The following is a 21,898-nucleotide window of genomic DNA, read 5'->3' as shown; positions in this document are numbered from 1 at the left end:
GGCCCGTTCCGGGTCCGCGGTGAGCGCGCGCCCCACTTCCCGCGGCGACGCACCTGGCACACCACGACCGTCCTCTCCCTGGGAACGGACCGAGGTCCACGCCGTGGCCGACGGTCAGAGGCGGTTGACGGTGTCGACGACCTGCTGCCACGGAGGCAGGTGGCCGCCGTCGGGGGCACCGGGGTCGTGCAGGACGGTGACCGGCTCCATCGCGCGCAGGGTCTCCAAGGAGCGGACGAAGGCCGGGTGGGTCGCGAGCTGGGGTTTGCAGTACGGCACCACCACGGTGGGTACCCCGAAGCCGACCATCTCGCACAGCAGGGCGATCGCGAAGTTGTCCGCCAATCCCTGGGCGAACTTGTTGGTCGAGTTGAAGGTCAGCGGACACGCCACCACCACGTCGGGGGGCGGGAGTGACCTGCCCTGGCCGGGTTTGCGGAAGGTGACGCGGACCGGTTCACCCGTCAACTCCGCGAGCCGGTCCTGGTCATGGAAGTCGGTACCCGTGGGGGTGCACAGCACCGTCACACGCCAGTCGTGTCCGTGCAGGGCCCGGACGAGCTCGCCCGCACCTTCCGACGCGGTGGCTCCGGACAGGACCAGATACAGGGTTCGCGGCATGGCCTGAGTCTAGAGGCGCGCTCCTGGGCCGAACCGGCCCGCGACCCTCGATTCCGGGGCGCGGCCGTGTGGTGGAGGGCGACGCCGAAGCACGTGGACCGGGCGTGCACGGAAGCGTTCCGCCTGTCACCGTGGCGGTGTAGGTTGCCGGCGCGACAGACTCTCCTCCGTGTGAAGGACCCCGCCATGCGGTTCCACACCCCTGGACGACCCGACGACCTTCCTCCGTTCGATGTCCTCTGGGCCCGCGCCGCCGCGCTGGCCTCTTTGGAGGCGGGCGGTAGCAAGAACCACCACGACTACGCCGACACGGTCGTGCACCACGACGACGCGGGCGGCAACGAGTGGCGACTCACGCGCGTCGAAGGCGGGCGCGGGGTCCTCGTCGGCGCCGACCACGAGTGCGACGAACACGTCGACATCGAGGGCTACGACCCCTACTCGGGCCCGGACTGGCTGCCGTGGACCTGGTTCACCACGTTGGAGCAGCAGCGTGAACAAGGGTTCGCGTACTGGTGGGACGGTTCGGCCTGGGACCGCATCGACTACCCCGACATCATCGACAACGACGGTCTGGACCTACTGCTGACGCACCTGTCCACGGCGGAGAGAGCGGCCGAGGGCGTGCTGGGCTTTCTCGAGGTACGGTCCGGCTCGCCCGCGTGGGAGGAAGGGTCGCCCCTCGTCCTCCACGTACTGGAGCTGGCCGAGCGGGGCACCGGCACCGAGGAGGAGTGGCGGCAGGTCCTGGACGCGGCCCTGGGCTTCGCCTCGCGTCAGGACTCGCAGTACGTGCACCGTGGGGAGGACGAGTTCGACGTGCCCGCGGCCTTGGCGGTGGCCCGGGAGACCGGTCTGATCAAGGGCTGCGAGGCCAGGACCAGGCCCGCCGGTCGGGGTCGCCCAGCGGGCTGGGTCCCGCGCCGGGGATAGCGGCACCGGCGGACATCGCTGCTCGCATGCGCCCCTGTCACCGAGCGCGACGGGGGCCTTGTGAGGCTCGTGGCCGGTCCCCCATACTGGACCAGGATCCAGCGCGATTCCTCACCCGTCCGGGGCGAGCGCGGACTGCACACGGTAGGGCGGCCTGAGGGGCCCATGCCTGACCGTCGGCTTTTCTCGGCGCGCGCCGGACTGTGGCTGATCTTCTTCGTGAACGGTGCGCTTCTTTCGAGCTGGGCACCTCGCGTACCCGAGGTGAAGGATGCCCTCGGGCTGACCGACGCCGCTCTCGGACTCGCGCTTCTGGGCATCGCGGGCGGCTCCGTTCCGGCACTTCTTCTGACCGCGAGGGTTCTTCGGCACGTCCGGGACACGCACGTCTGCGTGATCTCCGCGCTCGGGTTCGGCGCCGCCCTGCCGCTCATCCCGGTGACGGGGGACATCGCGCAACTGACGGCCGTTCTCTTCGTGCTCGGGGTCACCGGCGGGGCGCTCGGCGTGGCGATGAACACGGCCGGGTTCTCTCGGCAGGCGGCTGCGGGGCGACCGGTGCTCTCGGGCCTGCACGGCGGCTACAGCCTCGGTGTCCTCGCCGGCGTCGGGGGAGGTACCGTCGCCACGCACCTGGGAGCCTCGGTCTCCGCGCACTTCATGGTCACCTCGGCGCTGCTCGTCGTCCTGGTCCTGGGGGCCGCGCCCGCCCCTCTCCGGTCCGCCCCCGGCGCGAACCGACCCCGCGGGAACAAGGAGAAACGGGCGAGGCGACGTCTACCGGTGTCGGTGGCCGTTCTGGCCGTCTCCTGTCTCCTGGTCGAGGGCCTGGTGACGGCCTGGTCGGCGCTGTTGATCACGCGCGACCTCGGGGCCGACCCCTCTCAGGGCGCGCTGGCCCTGACCCTCTTCGGTCTCGCCATGTTCCTGTCCCGGGCGTGCGGTGACGCGCTGCTCCTGCGTTTCACCGAGAGGGGCGTCATCACGGCGGCGGGTGTCCTCCTGCCCGTGGTGATCCTGACCGGAACGATGCTCCACACCCCGACCGCGATGGGTCTGTCCCTGGTCGTCCTCGGGGTTCTCATCGGCCCTCTGTTCCCCGTGGCGATCTCGCGTGCGAGTCGCGTCGATCCTGCTCACGCCGCCTCCATGGCGGCGAAGGTGAGTGTCGCCGGTTATACGGCCTATCTGGCCGGACCTCCTCTCATCGGGCTTGTCGCGGAGCTGGTGCCACTCCCCCTGACCTTCACGCTGGTGGTCGTGTCGTCGGCGCTGGGTCTGTGCGCGACGGCGCGGAACGGGAGGGGCTCGTCCTGACCCACGGCCTCCTGGACGGACACGCCCGGCCCGTCCGTGATCACGACGGGCGCGGTCCGACACCGAGGGAACCTCCTCCGCGCCCCGCGAAGGAAGCGCGAATACGGGGCGCGGAGGGGCCGATGCTCACCGAGACACGGTGAGTCGGAGCCACATCACGAAGGCAAGCCGACGACAAGGAAGTGATGGTCGATGAACAGCACGCAGCTGCCCGCCGCGCTCGGTGGTCCACCCGTCGTGGCACCGGGTGACGCACCCGTGTGGCCCCCGGTGGGCCTGGTGGAATCGGCGATTCTGACCGAGATCACCGAACAATCGCGCTGGTACGGGTTCAGCCACAAGCCGGCGAAGTGGCGTGCCGTCCTCGAACAGGTCGTCGCCGACACGACCGGGTACCGCTACGGCGTGGGCCAGCCGAACGGCACCCTGGCGATCGCGAGCGGACTGCGGGCACAGCTGATCGCACGGGGCACGGAGTGGGCACGCGGGCGCGACCGGGTGCTCGTCCCCGATCTGACCCACGCCTCCGCCCACCACGGCGTGCTGGTCGGTCTCGCCCCTCACCTGGGTCGCACGCCCACGTTGATCCCCATCGACGCGAAGGCGGACGCGACGATGGACGAGGCGGCCGTCGAGGATTACCTGTCCCGGCACGCGGATCGGGTGCTGGGGGTGGTGTCGGCGACGATGTACGGCAACTTCGGCGAGGTCGGGCGCATCGCGGAACTGGCCGCACGCCATGACGTGGCCGGCCATCACGACGACGCGCACGGTGGGGCGGCACGGTACGACGGGCGCAGGGCGGTGACCGCGTCGATCTCCGGCCAGGGCGAGGGCAAGGCGACCCCCGCCGGTGAGGCCGGCCTGACGCTGAGCAGCGACCCGGACCTCGCCTGGTGGATCCGCGCCGACACCGACACCGGCCACGGGGCCGGGCGTCTCGACCCGATCCCCTACGCCGACCATCCCGTGATCCCGGCCGGTAACCAGCGCCTGGGCGAGCACCCGGCCGCCCTGATGCTCGTCCAGTGGCTGCGGGCCCTGCATGAGCGGTTGCAGATGCGGGAGAACCGACGCCTCGTCGGGGAGCTGCTCCGCGACCGGAGCGTCTTCCCCACACCGGTGCTCTGGAACCCGCCGATGGACGCCGAGTACCCGCCGTTCTTCGCGCTGTATCTGATGTGCCTGGACGCTCTCGAAGAGGAGCTCGGCCTGTCCCCGGAGGACCTCCGTGTCGTGCTGTGGGCGGAGGGGATCCACGCCGAACCCGGCTTCCGTCCCACCCACGGCGACCCTGGGTGGACACACGTGGCCAAGGACACCGGTCTGACCTACGAGGGTTCCGCGCGGGTGTTCGAGCGCGCCGTGTTCGTCCACGCGAAGTGGTTGCGCGACCCGCGCTTCCCCGAGCGGCTGCACGACGTTCTCCAGCGGGTGCGGGCGCACAAGGACGCCCTGCGCGGCATCGGGGACAGGATGGCGCGGCCTCGGTACGCACCCGGTTGATCGCCGGACGGAGCGCGCAGCCCCAAGACCCGCGGGCCGGCCTCACCGTGCCGGCGTCGCGGTGCCCAGGGTGTGCCGTTCGAGCGATGACACCGGGTGCTCGGTCGGGTGCCCGGTGCGCGCCCGTGGTGGTGCGGCCCCGGTGGATCGCACAGGGACGGGCCCGGCCCCGAGGTGGCGGTCTCGGGGCCGGGCCCGTCCAGTGCACGATCCGTTCCGTGGCGAGGTGGTCGCGTTCCTCGCGCCGGGCGGGTGTGTCCCGCCCGGCCCGCGGGTCAGAGGGTGTCGTCGTCGGGTCGGGGACGGTCGTGGCAGTCGGTGTCCTGCGGGTCCTGGCCGTCGAGGAGGTAGGACTCCACCGCATCGGCCACGCACGGGTACCTGGCCTCCCCGTCACTGCCCGAGCCGCCGGGGCTGTAGAAGACGTGGCCACCGTCGTCGACGACGGTCACCAACGGGCTGTCGAGCCGCTCGGCCATGGCGACCCCACCGGCGTGGGGGGTCCTGGGGTCGAACTCACCGGCGATGACGAGCGCCGGGGTGTCCCACTCGCGGGTCAGGTCGGCCACGGGCTCGGTGGGCTGTCGCTCGGAGTACAGGCAGGTGGGAGGTCCGGCCTGCGACGCGCCGGCACCGAAGGTGTGGGCGTCCCGGAGTTCACGCATGTCGGACCGGTACTGCTCCGGGTCCGTGGGCCACTCGGCCTCGCAGATGAGCGCCGGGGTCAGGTGGGGCGGACCGTTCAGACGCTCCAGCTGTTCCTGGGCCTCCTCCGGGTCCTCCGGCGGCTGCGGCAGGTCCGGAACGTCCGGCGCGTCGGGGTTCTCGGGCTCCTCCGCGTCCTCCGGCAGGGGCGCCCCCTCGAACAGGGCCTGGAACAGCAGGGCCGACTCGTCCCACGCTCCCTGGTCCGCCGCGGACATGGTCACCAGGTTCCGGAAGTAGCCCTCGTCGTAGACGATCCCGCCCTGGCCCTCACGGGACTCCTCGCTCAGCAGCTCCGCGGTCTCCTCGAACGTGGCGACGATCTCGTCGTGCGTGGTTCCGAGCCCGTACACCTCGTCACGCTCGGACAGCCAGTCCGTGTAGCGCTCGACGTTGTCGCTGTGGGCCGACGCCTGGATCAGGAAGTTCTCCCGCCAGACCCCGTCCGGGTCGACGGCCGAGTCGAGCACGGCACGGTCGAGGTGCTCGGGGAAGAGCGTGCCGTAGACCGCGCCCAGGTAGGTCCCGTAGGAGGCGCCGATGTAGTCGATCCGCTCCTCGCCCAGGACCGCGCGGACGACGTCCATGTCGCGGGCGGTGTTGGCGGTGGTGATGTGCGGCCGTAGGTCACCGTCGACCTCGTCGCATCCTTCGGCGTACTCCCGCTGCAGGTCGAAGATCTGCTCGATCTCCTCGTCGGTGGGATGCGTGCCCAGGAGGGGCGGGTCCTGTTCGCATTCGAGCCGGGTGGAGGCGCCCAGTCCGCGCGGGTCCATGCCGATGACGTCGTAGGCCCGACCCGCCTCGGTGGAGCCGATCTGGTCGGCGTGCAGGCGTGCGGTGGCGCCGGGGCCGCCGGGGTTGGTGAACAGGACGCCCTGGTGGTCCTCCGCGTCGACCTCGGCGGGCTTGCGGCTCACCCCCACGTGGATCCGTTCGCCCTCGGGGTCGCCGTAGTCGAGCGGAACCTCGACCGTCGCGCAGTCGAGGCCTTCGAGGTAGAAGTCCTCGCAGGCGGCCCAGTCCACGTCCTGGTCGTGGAAGGCGGCCAGTGCCCGGTCGTCGGTGGGCTGCCGTTGGTCGTCGGAGGCGGCCGGGAGGGCACCGGTGAGGGAGAGCGCGAGGCCGGTCGTGACGGCGACGGCTCCCGCGCCCGTCCATGGGGCTGCTTTACCCACTGCACAGTCCTTGTCTGGTCGGGGGCCCACCGACCTCGTGTCGCGGTGGTCGGGGGCGGGTTCTCGGTGGGGTGTGGGAAGCAATCTAGTGAGCGCGACCCCCGTGACGGATCCACCCGTATGACGATTCCGGGTGTGGCGATGGTCGGTCCTCTCGGCGGTCCGGAGTGGTGTGTCATCGACGAAAGTCGGTGGGCGGTATCGACGTTCAGCGAGGCCCGGCGCGTTCACGCGCGGGAGGAGAGCGTCGCGCGGAGGCCGGAGCTCGGCACACGCGGCGGGCGTGGGTACCCGGTACGGCTCCCCCGGGTCAGCCGTCCTTTCGGTCCCGCGACGAGGTTCGGTGACCACGGCGGGCGAGGAGGGGGCGGAGCGCGGCGAGGCACGACGCGAGCAGCAGGAGCGCCGTGCTGCCGATGAGCGCGGCCTGGAGCCCCTGGAGGGCGAGCAGCCCGCTGATGGCGATGACACCGAGCGAACTCGCGGTGCGGAGGAAGGCGAACATCTCCGCCCGGCGTTCGGGTGGTGCGAGTTCGTCGAGGACCAGCGAGTAGAACGTGCCCAGGAACGGCAGGAAGAAGCCCAGGACCGCCGCGCCGGCGAGGGTCAGGGCGATGTGCCCGCCCGCGAGGATCACCCCGGACGCCGCGGTGCTCACCACGAGGAAGGAGGCGACCTTCCACCGTTCCGGCATGCGGTTGCGCAGGCTGACCCAGACACCGCCGAGGACGGAACCGACGCACAGGACGGACGCGAACAGGAACGCCCAGCCCGGTTCCAGCCCGAAGGCGAGGGCGAAGGATACGGCGCCGACCTCGACGGCGGCGACCGCACCACCGCCGGCCGCCGCGCAGAACAGCCAGAGGAGCACCTCGGCGGAGACCTTCCCGCCCGTGCCGGCGGCGGCGCCGTCCTTGGTTCCTCGGGCCTCCGGTATCCGGGGCATCAGGAGCATGGGCCCCACCCCGAGCACGGTGATGGCGGCCATCGCCCCGACCGGGGAGACCGCGCCGAGCAGGGACGCGAGCACGGGGGACAGCGCGAAGTTGATCTCGTTCAGTGTCGCGGCGACGCCCAGTGCCCGGGGCAACCGCTCCGGGGTGACCAGGTGGTTGAGCAGGAGCCGCTGGTAACCGTAGGCGGCCCCGTTGACGGCGCCCGCGGCGACGACCGCGGCGATGAGGAACCCGAACGGAGCGCCCACGGCCGCCAGCACGGTGACCGCGGCGAGGGCGATCGTGCGCACGGCGATGAGGGCCCGCAGGTAGTGCACGCCGTTGAACCGACGGCCCAGGCGCGAGACGGGGACGGCGCCGAGCACCTGTGCCGTGGTCATGGCGAAGACCATGGCGGCGCCGGACTCGACCGAGCCGGTGAGGGGGAGGGCGATCAGCCCGAAGGCGATGGGTGCGGCGGCCTGGGGCACGCCGAGGGTGCCGTAGGCGGCCTGCCATCGTAGGATGCCGGTCCTGGGCTGCGGTGTACCCGTCTTCGGCGACGGGGGGATCGCTTCGGTCCGGGTCATGCGCGCCTCTCACCTTCACGTACGGGGACGGCGGGCCGGTCGACCCGGCGGCCGAACCAGGGGTCGTGAGCATTATAGTGCTCATTTCGACGTCACCCGAGGCACCGGTATCGGTTGAGGAGCGCATGGCCGAGCAGATTCGACCCGAGGTCGTCGTTCTCGTGGGCGAGCGCATCCGTTCGGTGCGCCAGGGCCGGGGCTGGAGCGTGGTGCGGCTCGCCGAGCTGAGCGGCGTGAGCCGACGGATGCTCACCCAGATCGAACTGGGGCAGGCCAATCCCAGCCTGGCGACGGTCGACCGGATCGCGTCGGCGCTGGGGACGACGTTCCCCGCGCTCGTCGGTGTGCTGGAGCAGCCCTCACCCGAGGGGGTCGAGGTGTGGTCGACCCCCAACGGCAGTTGGGCCTGTCTCCTCCAGGCGGTCGAGACGGACCAGGTGTTCGTCGAGATGTGGAAGTGGCGCCTGGTCGAGGGCGACCGGTACCACGCCTCCCCCATCGTGGGCGCGCCCGACTCGATGGCGCACGTCCTGCGGGGCCGGCTCCGCGTGCGCTCGGACTCCTGCGATCTGGACGTCGAGGCCGGAGGGTCGACGCGGATCGAGACCACCGTGGACCACACGTTCGAGGCGGGCACCGATGTCGCCGACTTCCTGTGGGTGGTGACGATGCCCCGCACCGCGCACCCGACACCGACCCCGTCTCCGGGCCGGGACCCCGGCGGGGCCCACGGGCACGGCCGTGGACCCCGGTGATCCGGCGTCAGGACGTCAGCGTGATGGTGACCTGTTCGGTGACGCCGTTCACGGTGACACCGAGGTCGACGGTCCCCTCCCCCAGCGCACTGAAGCGGCCCGAGGTCGGGTCGAACGCGGCGACGTGGTCGGCCTCGGCCTCCTCGGCCGGTCCGATGTGAACGTCGTCGGAGCCGGACCAGTCCGCGCTCACCGGGTAGGCCACCGGCACGGCGACGCCGTCGTTGTCCACCGTCGCGGTGACGTCCACCTGCGCGCCGACCTCGACGGAGGTGGGCGCGTCCACCTCCAGCCCGTCCACGTGGGGCCGTAGCTCGGTGGACACCCAGTCCTCGGGCGCGCCGTCGGTGTCCACGCCCCACAACGACCAGCCGGTGAAGCCCCCGTCCGTCGGCCCGGCCGAGGGGTTCTTGCCGACGTTGCCATTGATGACGTAGGGCACGCCGTCCACGCGGTCGGCGTGGAACACGCCCACGTGCGCGCCGATGAACGCCGCCCCCTTCCCCGACCCGGTCTGGAAGTCGGCCAGCCAACCCTCGACGGTGGCCGCCTCCTTGCGGTCGGACAGTTCGCTCGCCTTGGAGGGCAGCGGATCGCGGAAGGGCACGTGTTGGGCCACCACGACCGAGGTCACGGTGGGGTCCTCGGCCGCGCGGTCGAGCTCCTCGCGCAGCAACGGCAGCTGCGACCAGTCGCCCGCCTTGTAGGAGAACCGTGCCGTGTCGAGCAGGATGAACCGGGTGCCGTGGTGGTCGACCACCCGCTGTGTGTCCCCGAACGCCTCGCGGAAGTGCGCCAACGTGCCCTCGGACACCTCGTGGTTGCCGGGGACGTAGTAGTAGGGCAGCTCCCCCTCCAGCTCCTCGTCGAGGATCCGTCGGGCCAGCGCGAAGTCCTCCGGCTCCGCCTCGTCGACGAAGTCGCCGTTGATGATGAGGAACTCGGCGTCGCCGGCCCGGATCTCGCGGAGCGCGCGGCGGGTGTAGGCGACGATCTCGCTGTCGGGGTCGCGGGCGACGAACTGCGCGTCGGACACCACGGCGAACCGCCAGTCCCGGCCGGCCACGGAGGCGCCGGAGGCCACCACCGGATCGACGACCGGCCGCGCGGGGGGCACGTCCACCGGGGGCGGCACCATCGCGGTCAGTTCGTCGACGATCACCTCACCGTGGTAGCTCGCGTCCGGTTCGGTCTCGGCGAAGTAGACACGGCGCAGCGACAGCGGATACCGCGTGCCCGGCGGTACGTCGAAGACCAGCTCCCGCCACCCCGGTTCGTCGAGGTGTCCGGCGCGCAGCGCGGGCAGCAACTGTCCGGCGCCGTCCCAGACCTGCAGACTGGCCCACTCCCCGTTGCCCTCGGAGTGCACCCGGGCGCGCAGTTCCTGCGGTTGGCCGGGGATCTCCCGTTCCCCACCGGGGGGCAGCGCACCGCCGGTGCGGGTCCCGGTCGAGGCGGTGAAGTCGTAGGTCAACCTCACGGCGTCGCCGTCCCGGCCCTCGGTCACCGCGACGTCCCCGTCGGCGCGCTCACCGAAGTAGGTCCAGTCGGCCGCGTCCTCGAAGTCGGCGACGACGAGCTCCTCCAGCCCCACGGTGACCGCGAGGGTCGTCTCGACGTCGGCGACGCGCAGGGTGGCGAGCGTGGCGCCGCTGTCCGTGGTGGCCCGGATCTCGAACCGTCCGTCCTCGGTCACCTCGGCCCGGGCGACGGTCTCGTCGATGGTCAGTTCGACGTCGGCCGCCTCGACCGGTGCGGCGAACCCGTGGGCGTCGTGACCGACCACCTCGATCACGGTGGACGCCTCGGAGTCGGCCAGACCCACCCGTTCGGGTGTGGTCTCGATCCGGGTGAGCTCGCCCAACACGGTCAACGCGGTGTCGCCCGTGGCGCTCCGCCGACCGGCGGTGACGGTGGCGGTCCCGGTCGCATGGGCGGTGAAGACGCCTTCGCGGTCCATGGTCCCGACCCGTTGGTCGTCGGAACGCCAGTGCGGGTCGGCCTCGACCGGTGCGTAGGTCTCGTCGTGGCCGGCCGCGGTGAGCGTCCGCGTCAGGCCGGGGAACACCCGGTCGGGACGCGCGGGCGGGACGTAGGCGGGGCCGTCGACGCGTTCGGCGGCGAGCAGGGTCTCGACCCAGAAGCCGTCGAGCCGACCACTGCCCTCCGGAGCGAACAGACCGAGCCCGTTGGGCACGGTGCGCTCCTCTCCGTCCGAGGGACGGTTCTCGACCCGCACCCGATCCGCGCCGGGGGTCCGCGCCACCATGGTGGTCGAACCGCCGCCGTCGAGGTTGAGCGCGGTGTGCGCACCGGCCTCGACCATCATCGCGCCCAACTCGTCGAGGCCGACGCCCTCGGCGAAGGACGGTTGGCGACCGTCCACGCTGAGCAGGTACATGCGCGCACCGTCGGCGGAGAACCCGATGGCCGTCCGTGGGGCGCCCGGAGTGTTGTGGCTCTCCGCGGCCCGCCGGACCTCGCCGTCGACGACGAGCAACTGACGGCCGTTGAGCGCGGCGTGGATCTCCTGGTCCTCGGCGGCCCGTGCGTCGTACTCGATACCGACCGCATCGCCCACGGCCAGCTCGGACAGGGTCGCTGCGCCGTCCTCGCGGCCGACCAGGACGAAGGCGTCGTCGGCGATCTCGCCCTCGCGCGCCTCCTCCACGATCTCGGTGACCACACCGTCGGTGACGACGACCTCCTGGGTCTCGGCCGCGTCCTCGACCGCCCGGCACCGGCAGTACGACCCCCACAGCGGGGTGAACGCGGCGATCTCGTCGACGCCCAGTGCCGGTTTGTTGATCGCGTCCAGTGCGGGCGTCTCTCCGGTCGGCAGCGTGATGGTCCCCTCGAAGAACACTTCGCCGATCGAACCGAGTCCGTCCGGGGTGAAGATCGCGGCGGACGCACGGTGGTCGCCGGCGATCGGGGACTGGATCACCTCACCGTTCCGCACGGCCACGCCCTGGGGCGCTCCGGAGGCGTTGATGTCGAAGAAGTCGCCGTTCACCGCGGCGACCGCCTCGGCCCGGTCCGCTTGGACGCTCAACGGTTCCCGTTCGGAGACGCGTCCGGGGAACAGGTAGTCGACCTCGACGCCTCCGGTGAGGTCGGTGGTCAACAGGTCGGCCTGGAGCCAGGTGGGCGTCCCGGTGTAGGCGTCCGGCCCGTAGGCCTCGAACGAGGTCAGCGTGACCCCGGGCGCCACCGGGCGTTCGGTGTCGAACGTCTCCAGTCGCGGCTCGGGCTCCGTGGCCTGGGGAACCGCACCGTCCGGGGGGATCTCGACGGTCTCGCTGAACCCGGTGCGCAGACGCGGGTCGTCGTGCGTCGTGCTCGCGCCCGCGGCCGGAGCGAGAGTGAGGATGAGGACCGTGGCGCAGGCCGCGGCCACGGCGGAGAACGTGTGTGAGCGGATGGACCACCGACGGTTCATGGGAAGCCTCCGGGTGGGGGACAGCGGGGGAACCCTATGCGTGAACTTCCTACCACTCAGCCGATCGATTGTGTAGGAAGTGAACGCGCGCCGATTCCGGGGGGATCCTGGACCCCGGATCGCCCCGCGCGACGGCGACCTGCGCCGACGGCCGGTCACCCACGGCGTGGAGGCGGGGCCCGACCGGGCCCCGCCTTTCCAGATTTCATCCGACGACAGCCCATTCGTCATACGGAGTCCCCCGGCGGGTGGCGACCACCGTTGACGGGCCGCCCCTCCCCCCGCCTGCGCACCGGCCCCATGAGGCACATCGGTACGCACCGCCTCGGGTGGGGCGGGCCCCTCACACGTCGGCGTCGTCCCCCGCCGATGGCGGTCCGGACACGGCACCGGCCGCTCCCTCCAGGGCGTGGTCGTCGCGTTCCTCGAGTCCCGGTTCGTCGATCGTGCGGAACACCGGAGCGGCGAGAGCCGCCAGCGCCGTCGCCCCCACCAGGACGGCGATCACGACTCCGGCCACGTGAAGCCCGGCCACGGCGGCGAGCGCCGCGAGCGGGGCACTGGTGAGGGCCGGGGCGGAGAGCATCACGGTGTTCTGCGCGCCGAGGACCCGACCGCGCATGGCGTCCGGCGTGGCCTCGATCGTCAGGACACCGAGCACGGCCGCCGCCGGAGCGTAGAGGAACCCGGCCAGACCGGCGGCGCCCAGCACCAGCCACGGTGCGACCATGCTGCCGACCAGGCCGAAGCCGACGAGTGCACCGACCATCCCGATGACGAACCAGACCCGTCTGCGGACCCGGTCCGCGCAGACGGCGTAGAGCGCCGAGCCGGCGATACTGCCGGCGGCGATCGCGCTCAGCGTCAGTCCGGTCAGTCCGGGGAGGTCCTCGGCGGTGAAGTAGGCGGGCATGAGCGTGGTCTGGAGAACGCTGAGGACCGCGATGAACACCCCGCTGATCAGGGTGGCGCCGAGGACGAGTCGACTGCGTGCGAGGAACCGCCACCCGTCGGCCAGGTCGGCGGCGGCCCGGCGCAGCGCACCGCCGGTCGCCCCGGACGGAACGGGGGCGCGGTGCGGGACCCGGCCGACCCTCGGGTCGAGGACGAGCGTGGACAGGGCGGCGAGCAGGCCGGTGGCGGCGGTCGCCAACAGGACCGTCGGGGACGGTCCGACCACGGCGACCAGCAACCCACCCAGTCCGGGCCCGGCCAACAGGAGTACGTTGCCCACGGTCTCGCGGACGGCGACGAGCCGATCCAGTCGGGCCGGGCGCGCACCGTCCCCCGCCCCCGTGGGGCCGAGCCGGGCGAGGGCGGGGAGCAGGGTCTCCCGAGCGGTCATCCCGGGAACCCGGATCATCGCCCCGACGACGGCCAGTGCCAGGAACCAGGCCAGGTCCAGGCCCCACAGGGCCTCGACGACCACCAGCCCCACCATGGAGAGCGCGGCCAGAAGGTCGGAGGCCACCGACACCACGCGCCGGTCGACACGGTCGACGAGCAGCCCCGAGAAGAAGCCCGTCACGGCGGCGACGGCCGTCCCCACCGTCGCCATGAGTCCCGCCGCCAGCACGTCGCCGGTCCGATCGAGCACGAGCAGCGGCATCACGACGCTCGAAACGCCGCCGCCCAGCAGGGACAGGCCGTACGAGGTGAAGTAGATCGTCGGGCTCCGGCGCACCGTGGCCCACCTCCTGTCGGTGATGATCGTGCGTGTCCACGACGGTGGACACGCACGATCGGGTCGGTCGGCGCCACGCCCCGCGGGGCCGTCGCCGCGAGCGGTGGTCAGTTCCGTGAACCGTCCGGGGTGCCGGCGGGGCGGACGAGCCGCTTGGTGGTGCGGCGGAACGCCCAGATGACCACCAGTGCGGCGACCACCGTCAACGGAAAGCCGGTCACGGTGTCGGCGATGGCGAGCCCGGTCGTGGAGTCGGCGAGGTAGAGCCACTGCCGCACACCGAACCGGGCGGCGAACACGGCCGTCACCGCGAAGGTGGCGAGGTCGTGCACGAACAGCGAGGGCCGGTCCTCACGCCAGGGGTGCGCACCCCCGTGCACGGCGTTCCAGATCACGCCGGTCAGCGGTCGCCGCGCCAGGAGCGAGACGAGCATGACCACGGCTCCCGCCAGGGAGACCCAAATACCGATGAGGAAGAAGTCGTTGGCCGACCCGGTCATGGCCGCGATCCCTCCGGCCGCCGCCACGCCGATGACCCCTCCCATCGCGGTGGCGAGCCGCTCTCCGCGCCACAACCGGAACACGCCCAGCGCGAGGGCGACCACGACCGCGACACCCACCGCCATGGACAGGGGGAGGAAGGGAACGGCCATCGCGAAGAGCACCACCGGCAGGGTGGAGTACACCATCCCCGACGGACCGCCCATGCCCTTGAGCACCTCCTGCTTCAGGTCCACGGGCTGTTCGGAACGGTCGGGACGGTCGTTCCCGTCGAGGTCGTCGATCGCGGTCCGGTCGGGGCGGGGGCTGTGGTGATCGTTCATGGCGGGTACGTGCTCCCAGGGGGTTCGAGGTGTCGAACGGGTCGGTGCGGTCAGGTTCAGGAGTGGTCTTCGCGTCCTCCCAGGTGCTGGGCGAGGAAGCGGTCGACGGCGCCGAACAGGGTGATGAAGTTCTCCGGGTTGACGACGCCGTGACCCTCGTCGTCGAAGACGAGGTACTCGACGTCGACGCCGCGGGAGCGCAGGGACGCGACGATGTTGTCGGACTCGGCCTGCACGACCCGGGGGTCGTTGGCACCCTGGACCACGAACAGCGGAGTGCGGATGTCGTCGATCCGGGTGATCGGTGAGCGGGCGAGCATGTCCGCCTCCTGCTCCGGGATCTCGGGGTCGCCCACGTAGCGGTAGAAGTTGTTGACCAGCCCCGGGCGGACGAACTCGTGCTGGGTCCGCAGGAAGTTGGCCAGGTCCGAGATACCGACGGCGTCGACGGCGGCGGCGAAGCGGTCCGGGGTGAAGGCCGCGCCCACCAGCGCCGCGTAACCGCCGTAGGAGCCACCGAAGATCGCCACCCGGTCCGGGTCGGCGTGCCCTTGGGCCACCGCCCACTCGACCCCGTCGATCAGGTCGTCGTGCATCTTGCCGGCGAATTCACCGATCGCGGCCTGGGTGTGGGCCTTGCCGTAACCGGTCGAGCCGCGGAAGTTGACCTGGAGCACCGCGTAGCCGCGGTTGGCCCACAGCTGGACCGTGGGGTTGAAGCCCCAGGCGTCCCGCGACCAGGGGCCGCCGTGGACCATGACCACCATCGGCAGGCCGGTCGGATCGATCCCGACGGGCAGCGTCAGGTACGACGGGAGCCGCAGACCGTCACGCGCGGTGATCGTGATCGGGCGTATCGGGGCCAACGCGTCCGGGTCCAGGTGCGGGTACGGCCGGAACAGCAGCCGGGACTCCCCGGTGGCGTGGTCGTAGAACCAGGTGACCCCCGGGTCGCGGTCGTGGGTGAAGGAGACGACCCACCGTCGGCCGGTGTCGTCGGAGGAGACCCCCGCGAGGTCCCCGTCGGACACCTGCTCCAGGTGCGCCAGGACCTCCGCGAAGTGCGGGTCCAGGGCGTGGACGACCTGGCGCTCACCGAGGTAGCGCACGCCCAGCAGCGCGCCGCGACGGTCGCGGATGAGCGGTGCGGGAAGGGAGGGGTCGACGAGCGCGCGGGTGTCGAGGTCGAAGGTCGGGTGGCTGTCGACCTCGGTCTCCTCGCCGGTGGCCAGTGCGAAGTGGACCAGGCGCGTGCGGTCGGTGCCCCGGTTGGAGCCGATCCACATGCCGTCGCCCTCGGGGGTCATCTGGAGGGGGAACGGGCCCAGCGGGTAGTCGTGGCCGTCCATCACCATCACCCGGCGCTGCTCGCCGGACTCCCGGTCCAGGTGGAAGAAGGCCAGGTCGCCCTCAGCGGTGAGCTCGGAGGAGTACCAGTCGCCGTCGCCGGCCTGGAACAGCGTCCTGCCGGGTCCGGGGCTCTCCGCCAGCATCGTGAGCTCACCCGTGGCCACCTCGAGCTCGTAGGTGTCGAACTCCGTGGGGGTGCGGGCGTTGATCACGAGGGTCACCCTGCCCGGCCGCCCCAGGGACGGCTCGAAGCCGAGGACACGGGCACCGGGGAAGGGGGTGAGGTCGACCGCGGCGGCGTCGGGGGCGTCCAGGTCGACCCGGTACAGGTGCCAGTTCTCGTCTCCGCCGTCGTCCTGGACGTAGAGCAGTCGACGCGAGTCGTCGGCCCACTCGTAGCTCTGCACGCTACGGGTCTCGTCGGCGGTGACGGGGCGGGCCTCGGCGTCGGAGTCCAGATCCTGGACCCAGACGTTGAGCCGGTTCTTCCACAGTGCGAGGAAAGCGATCCGCGTGCCGTCCGGAGAGATCGTCGCGCGGCTGCGCTCGGCCGGCGCGTAGAGGTCCTCGATGGTGTGCGGTGCGGGCAGTGCCATGTCGTTCCTGTCCTGGGTTGCGAACGTGGGGTCGAGCGGCCCTCCGGGGGACCGTGCCGGTGCGGGTCCCGAACACGTGTTCCGGGGCGCACGGGTCGGTTCCACGGCGACCTCGGACCGGTGGGAGGTGGACCTTCCACCGGCGGTGTCGGGTCTGTGCTCCTGCTCTTCGATTCAAGCGTTCGGGGCGCTCGGTGCGCAGTGCCGCGGCGTCAACACGTCGTCATGACATTCCTGTGGAGCGTGTATGACGTGGTGTCATACGGCGGGCTCCGCCCCTGGTGGGAGGCTCGGACGACCGGCTCCGGGGGGCGGACACGGCGAAGGGCCCCTCCGCAGGGAGGGGCCCTCGACGTCGGTCACCGTCGGCCTGGCGGGTGTGCACACGGCGGGCCCGGGGCCCGTTCCGCGGGGAGGCCTCGACTTCTGTGGGCACCGTCGGGGGGGGTGGGTCCCTCCACGGCCGCGGGCCCGGGGGCCCGCGCCGGGCACCCGGGCGCCGGAGCACACCGGGTCGCCCCCGTCGGTGCCGACACGGCCGAGGCCCGCACGCGGCGGCCCACTGACGCTCACGGTGCCGAGTGACCGCACCGGCCGGCGCGGACCGGTCAGCGGTCGCCGGATCGCACCCCCCGGTAGGTCAGTGTCCGGAGCAGCACCTCCGCCGGTCCACGCCTGCCGGCGCGGTCGAGCGCGTGCGCCCCGGCGACGGTCGCCAGCCAGGTGACGACGGCCACCAGCACCGCCGACCAGCTGGAGAGGTGCACGCCCAGCCCCAGCCCCCACGCCGCCAGGAACAGGCCCCAGACCACGGACTGGGCCAGGTAGCCGCTCAGCGACCGGCGCCCCAGGGACACCAGTGCCCGCACCGGCAGCGACCGCCGCGGTCCCCGGCCGGCGAGCCCATGCGCGACGAGTCCGAACAGCGCGGCGTAGCCCACACCGGCGAAGATCCCGGTGAACACGTGCAACTCGGCGACCACCGGCGCGTAGGCCGTCCCGATGACACCGACGTGCTGGAGGGCGATCAGCGCACCGGCCAGCCAGCCGATGGTGATACCGACGACGGCGAGGCGGCGCAGGAGCGGCAGGTGACGCGCCGGCTCGTCGAGCAGGCGGTGACGGGCGGCCAGGAGCCCGATGAGGAACGCCGTGGGAAGCGCGAGGGTGATCAGGCCGGAGAACAGCGTCAACACCCACGTCGGCAGACGCACGGCGGCGGAGAGGAGGTAGCCGGTCTCGGCGATGCTCAGGCGCTGGAGGTCGGCGGCGGGGTCCCCGGTGACCACCGGGTTCGCCAGGCCGATCGCGGCCGTGGCGACGCTGAACAGCGCGCCGAGGCCGAGCAGGACGCCGATCCAGATCTTCAGGGTGCGATCGTCACGGCTCAGGAAGAGCGGGACCATGATGAGCCCGATGAGGCCGTAGGTGCCGATGATGTCGCCCTGCCAGAGCAGGAGGGCGTGGACCGCGCCGAACACGAGCATCCACAGGTGCCGTCGGCGCAGCAGGCGGCGCGCGTGGGCGGGTGCGGTGCCCCGCGACATCTGCCGGGCGTACATCTGCCCGATCCCGTAGGCGAAGAGGAAGCCGAACAACGTGTAGGCACGGGCGTCGACGACGATCAGGGTGAACGCCTGGGCGATCCGGTCGGCGAGGTTCCCGTCGGCGGGATGCAGCAGGGCGAGGCCGATGGGGGCGTCGTAGATGAACCACGGCACGTGGGCCAGAGCGATGAGCAGCAGCATCATGCCCCGCGCGAGGTCGGGTGCCAGGGACCTCTCCGCCAGCGGGGTGGAGCGCACGGATCCGCCGTGCGCCGGGGCCGGCGCGGGATCGGGGTTGCGGGTGGTCATGGTGTCCTTTCGGTGAGGGGTCAGTTGCCCACGCCGTCGAGCAGCCACGAGTAGCGCAGCCGGAGCGCACGCTCCACGCTGGCCAGCGCGGCGCCGACGCCGAGTGCGAGATTGAGCCAGAGCGGCAGCCGGACGGGGGACGTGAAGGTCCCGACCACCTCGTGCACCGGCGGGATCAGCGAGATCGGTTCGAGCACCTGGAGGAGGTTCAGACCGATCCCGATCACGAGCAGGAGCACCGAGACGCAGCCGATCCAGCGGCTCAGGGTCGGGCGCCTCCGGTGGAGGCGGGCGCGCCGCCCCTCCGCGGACCGGGCGTCCGGGGTGAGCCGCCGTTCCGCGTCGTCGGTGGTGACGTAGTGGCAGCGTTTGATGCCGAAGTCGCTCGTGGCGACCTCGATGTGACCGCCCGGGACGGGAAAGGCGGCGGGGGTCCGGGACCGGGCGTGATGCACGCCGTCGACGTAGAGGTGCGCCCAGATCTCGCCGTCCTCTCGCTCCCCCCAATGCCGGACGTCGATCGTGTACTCCCTCTCACGACCGTCGTCCAGGGGCAGCCGGAGCGAGAGCAGGGAACGTCCGAACAGCTGCCACCGGCGGAAACGTCGCAGCGCGTGTCCGTCCCCGGCCTGGATCCGCCGTTCCGCGCGGCCGCGGCGCCACTGGTCGAGCATGGTCCTCCTCCGTCCCGAGCCGATCGGCGACCAACACACTGTATTGGTGCCACAATGAGACTAACACACTGTATTAGTACGGTGTATTGGTATGCTGGCGACGGAGGTAGAGATGACTGAATCAGCCGGCGCGAAGCCGAGCTCTCGCGAGAGAATCCTGGTGGCCGCCGCGACGATGTTGAGCGAGGATCCGACCGCACGACTCAGCGTGCGGGCGGTCGCCGCCAAGGCCGGGGTCAGCACGGGATCGCTCCGGCACCACTTCCCGACGCAGCACGCTCTGCAGGACGCCGTGCTCACCGGCATCTACGACGTGATGTTTCCGGGAGAACCCATCCGCGACACGGACCTGCCGCCCCGGGACCGCCTGGTCGCCTGTCTGCGGCAGATCCTGGCGCCCGCCGGGGCCGGGGAACAGGCACGGCAGACCGTCGGCCGGGCCTACGCGTCACTGATCGCCGAGGAACCGACCGAGGAGCAGCGCCAGGCGTACCAGGTCATCGAGCAGCAGATGCGACAACGGGTCGAGCACTGGCTGTCGCTGCTGGCCGGTGAAGGGGCGCTCCCCGACGGCGACCACTCCCAACGCGCGAAGTTCCTGCTCACCGTGGTCAACGGCCTCACGTTCGAGAGGGCGCTGCCACGCTCGGAGTCGGCCCTCGTGTCGGAGAACGCGACCCTGTTCGCCGCCGCGGACGCCGTCCTCAACGGCACGGCCTGACACACAGCGCACCGCCGAAGGTGCTCGACGGGGGCGACCGCGCGTGGGCACGGTCGACCGCCGCGCCCCCTGCGAGAGCACGCGAAGAGGGCGGGCCCCGGGGTGGGACCCGCCCTCACGACGCACCCGGTGGACGATCCGGTGCGCGCCCGCGCACGGCCGACCGACCGGGACCGTCTCCGCGACGGTGCAGCGACCGCCGGTGCGCCTCACTCAGTCGTCGACGCGCACGTCCACGACGTCACCGGCGGCGTCGAGGAGCACGTCGTGCTCGACCCCGTCGGCGTCGCGCACCTCGACCTCCCAGCCCTGCCAGCCGTCCTCGTCGCTGTGGTCCACCTCCAGGGCCTGGGCGCCCTCCCCCACCGCCTCCTCGGCGGACCGGGCGACCGCGCCCCGGTCGGTCGTCTCGCGCGCGCCGTCACTCCGCCAGGGCGGGGTGCCACCCTCGGGGTCGCGGTAGGTCACGTCGCCGATGGTGAACACGTCGGCGTCGTCCCGGTCATCATCGTCGTCGTCATCGTCGTCGTAGCGCACGCCGAGCGTGACCTCGGTCCCCTCCAGCGCCCGCAACTCGTCCAGGACCGGGGCGACGGTGCCGTCGGCGTCGAAGTCCTCCAGGGTGGGGTCGGTGAGCAGCCACTCCTCCGGGCCGAAGTCCACCTCCACCCCGGCCACGTACCAATCGTCGACGTCCTCGCCCGCGCCGAGCCGGCCCGTGAGCTGTTCGAGCCCCTCGACCGTTCCCGTCCGGGGCGCGGTCCCGGCCGCCGGGGTGGCTGGCGCGATCTCGGTCGCGCTTTCGAGGCGGATGCTCTCCAGGGGGTGGGCGGTGTCGCGGATCTCCAGGTAGCCGCCGACACCGACGACCAGGAGTCCGGCGCCGGCGCAGCAGAGGATGATCGTGGTTCGGCGGTTCATGTCGACTCTCCATGTGCGTGTAGGGGTGGGGTGCGCGGCCCGTCGCCGCCTACGACCACTCTGCGTCCGCGGGCTGATGGCAGCCTGAGGTCGGTCTGAAGGTCGTCCTCAGCTCTCTTTCAGCCGGGTCGCGGGACCCGGTCGGGCCGAGGGGTCACCGGAGGCCGAACCGAGCGTCGGTCCGTGCCCGGTCGCGTCGATGGCGGCGGCCTCTCCATCGCGCGGGCGGAAGGCGACCACCGGCCCACGGAGGACGTGCGACCGGCGACCACGAGGGAGGGCGCACCTCGGCCCGGCCGTTGCGCGGCCGTGCGACCGGCCGGGGTCGGGCCTGCGCGGACGGGTCCGGTCGGGAGGGTCGCCCGGACACGCGCGCGGCAACGGGACGGTGCGCGGGAGCGGCGTCGGTCCCGGGCACCGTCCCGATGGCGGGGTCAGTCGTCCTGACGCACGTCCACGACCTCGCCGGAGAGGTCGAGGATGACGTCGTACTCACGTCCGTCGCCGCCGCGCACGTCCGCCTCCCAGCCCTGCCAGCCGTCCTCCTCGGTGCGCTCGACGTCGACGACCCGCGCCCCCTCCCCCACGGCGGCCTCCGCCGCGGACGCCACGGCCGCGCGGTCCGCCTCGACCGCGTCCTCACCCGACTCCCACGGCGCCGGGCCCCCGGCGGTGTCCCGCAGGATCATCCCGTTGACCGTGAACACCCGCGCGTCGTCGCGGTCGGTGTCGTCATCGTCGTCGTAGCGCACGCCGAGCGTGACCTCGGTCCCCTCCAGCGCGCTCAGCTCCTCCGGCAGGGGGTCGGCGACGCCGTCCCCATCGAAGTCGTCCACGACCGGGTCGGTGAGCAGCCACTCCTCCGGGCCGAAGTCCACCTCCACCCCGGCCACGTACCAGTCGTCGACGTCGTCACCGGCGTGCAGGACCCCGACCAGCTGTTCGAGACCGTCCACCGACCGCGATCGCCCCTCCTCCGCCGAGGGTTCAATGGTGGGGGCGACGGAGAACCCGTCCAGCCTGATCGCCTCCACCGTCTCGTCCGTATCCTGAACGAGCAGGTATCCGGCCACCCCGACGGCCGACAACGTGACCGCGGCGCAGAGGGAGAGAAGCATCGTCCGGCGTCGCATCATCGATTCCTTCGGGCGGGTCGGGGCGGGCGGCTGGGTGGCGGATCCCCATTCTGCGGGAGACCGATGATGGAAACCTGAAACGCACCTGAGGATCGCCTTCAGGTCGGCCTCAGGTGGGGCTCAGCCCTCACCGACACGCTGAACGGGACCACAC

At 72.0% G+C, this 21,898-nt stretch carries 16 protein-coding genes; 5 read left to right on the top strand and 11 right to left on the bottom strand.

Going from position 1 to position 21,898, the window contains the following annotated elements; all coding sequences use genetic code 11:
• Window positions 1-114: 114 nt before the first annotated feature.
• Window positions 115-621, bottom strand: a complete 507-nt coding sequence (locus DSY14_RS05640) for a flavoprotein (RefSeq protein ID WP_211715381.1) — start codon at window positions 619-621, stop codon at window positions 115-117.
• Between the two features lie 186 nt (window positions 622-807).
• Between DSY14_RS05640 and DSY14_RS05635 the strand changes: the two genes are divergently transcribed.
• The 3 genes from DSY14_RS05635 to DSY14_RS05625 all read left to right on the top strand — a co-directional run bounded on the left by DSY14_RS05635 (window position 808) and on the right by DSY14_RS05625 (window position 4,377).
• Window positions 808-1,554 (top strand): hypothetical protein, encoded by a 747-nt coding sequence (locus DSY14_RS05635; protein WP_211715380.1) that lies wholly within the window; start codon window positions 808-810, stop codon window positions 1,552-1,554.
• 264 nt (window positions 1,555-1,818) lie between these two features.
• A complete protein-coding gene (locus DSY14_RS28635) occupies window positions 1,819-2,871 on the top strand; it encodes a hypothetical protein (protein ID WP_249187370.1) in 1,053 nt (350 codons plus the stop codon).
• A 192-nt stretch (window positions 2,872-3,063) separates the two neighbouring features.
• Entirely contained in the window at window positions 3,064-4,377 is a 1,314-nt protein-coding gene (locus tag DSY14_RS05625; RefSeq protein WP_211715379.1) for a DegT/DnrJ/EryC1/StrS family aminotransferase, read from the top strand.
• A gap of 275 nt (window positions 4,378-4,652) precedes the next feature.
• On the opposite strand, the gene DSY14_RS05620 is transcribed toward DSY14_RS05625, so the two are convergent.
• Together DSY14_RS05620 and DSY14_RS05615 are read right to left on the bottom strand one after the other, a co-directional pair.
• Window positions 4,653-6,260 carry an alpha/beta fold hydrolase gene (locus DSY14_RS05620; RefSeq protein ID WP_211715378.1) on the bottom strand — a complete coding sequence of 536 codons (1,608 nt, stop codon included), beginning with the start codon at window positions 6,258-6,260 and terminating at the stop codon, window positions 4,653-4,655.
• A 310-nt stretch (window positions 6,261-6,570) separates the two neighbouring features.
• Window positions 6,571-7,785, bottom strand: coding sequence for an MFS transporter (locus DSY14_RS05615; protein WP_249187368.1), 1,215 nt, complete (start codon window positions 7,783-7,785; stop codon window positions 6,571-6,573).
• A 125-nt stretch (window positions 7,786-7,910) separates the two neighbouring features.
• Between DSY14_RS05615 and DSY14_RS05610 the strand changes: the two genes are divergently transcribed.
• On the top strand, window positions 7,911-8,540 hold the full coding sequence (locus DSY14_RS05610; protein WP_211715377.1) for an XRE family transcriptional regulator: 630 nt from the start codon (window positions 7,911-7,913) through the stop codon (window positions 8,538-8,540).
• 7 nt (window positions 8,541-8,547) lie between these two features.
• Here DSY14_RS05610 and DSY14_RS05605 read toward each other — a convergent pair whose 3' ends face one another.
• The 6 genes from DSY14_RS05605 to DSY14_RS05580 all read right to left on the bottom strand — a co-directional run bounded on the left by DSY14_RS05605 (window position 8,548) and on the right by DSY14_RS05580 (window position 18,966).
• Window positions 8,548-11,982: a phosphodiester glycosidase family protein gene (locus DSY14_RS05605; RefSeq protein WP_211715376.1), complete on the bottom strand. Its 3,435-nt coding sequence runs from the start codon at window positions 11,980-11,982 to the stop codon at window positions 8,548-8,550.
• A 343-nt stretch (window positions 11,983-12,325) separates the two neighbouring features.
• Window positions 12,326-13,666 (bottom strand): MFS transporter, encoded by a 1,341-nt coding sequence (locus tag DSY14_RS05600; protein WP_211715375.1) that lies wholly within the window; start codon window positions 13,664-13,666, stop codon window positions 12,326-12,328.
• Between the two features lie 107 nt (window positions 13,667-13,773).
• Entirely contained in the window at window positions 13,774-14,490 is a 717-nt protein-coding gene (locus tag DSY14_RS05595; protein WP_211715374.1) for a DUF3159 domain-containing protein, read from the bottom strand.
• A gap of 56 nt (window positions 14,491-14,546) precedes the next feature.
• On the bottom strand, window positions 14,547-16,436 hold the full coding sequence (locus tag DSY14_RS05590; protein ID WP_211715373.1) for a S9 family peptidase: 1,890 nt from the start codon (window positions 16,434-16,436) through the stop codon (window positions 14,547-14,549).
• 608 nt (window positions 16,437-17,044) lie between these two features.
• The gene (locus tag DSY14_RS05585; protein ID WP_249187367.1) at window positions 17,045-18,292 is read right to left on the bottom strand and encodes a DUF418 domain-containing protein; all 1,248 of its coding nucleotides are present in this window, start codon (window positions 18,290-18,292) and stop codon (window positions 17,045-17,047) included.
• A gap of 20 nt (window positions 18,293-18,312) precedes the next feature.
• On the bottom strand, window positions 18,313-18,966 hold the full coding sequence (locus tag DSY14_RS05580) for a hypothetical protein (protein ID WP_211715372.1): 654 nt from the start codon (window positions 18,964-18,966) through the stop codon (window positions 18,313-18,315).
• Between the two features lie 112 nt (window positions 18,967-19,078).
• On the opposite strand from DSY14_RS05580, the gene DSY14_RS05575 reads away from it, so the two are divergent.
• Window positions 19,079-19,687: a TetR/AcrR family transcriptional regulator gene (locus DSY14_RS05575; RefSeq protein WP_211715371.1), complete on the top strand. Its 609-nt coding sequence runs from the start codon at window positions 19,079-19,081 to the stop codon at window positions 19,685-19,687.
• 213 nt (window positions 19,688-19,900) lie between these two features.
• Here DSY14_RS05575 and DSY14_RS05570 read toward each other — a convergent pair whose 3' ends face one another.
• Together DSY14_RS05570 and DSY14_RS05565 are read right to left on the bottom strand one after the other, a co-directional pair.
• On the bottom strand, window positions 19,901-20,608 hold the full coding sequence (locus DSY14_RS05570) for a PepSY domain-containing protein (protein ID WP_211715370.1): 708 nt from the start codon (window positions 20,606-20,608) through the stop codon (window positions 19,901-19,903).
• 434 nt (window positions 20,609-21,042) lie between these two features.
• On the bottom strand, window positions 21,043-21,744 hold the full coding sequence (locus tag DSY14_RS05565; RefSeq protein ID WP_211715369.1) for a PepSY domain-containing protein: 702 nt from the start codon (window positions 21,742-21,744) through the stop codon (window positions 21,043-21,045).
• Window positions 21,745-21,898 lie beyond the last annotated feature (154 nt).

Source organism: Nocardiopsis sp. MG754419, assembly GCF_018207095.1.
Taxonomy (GTDB): domain Bacteria; phylum Actinomycetota; class Actinomycetes; order Streptosporangiales; family Streptosporangiaceae; genus Nocardiopsis.
Note: the sequence above shows the minus strand (reverse complement) of the source record. Positions and strands in the feature narration are given on the sequence as shown.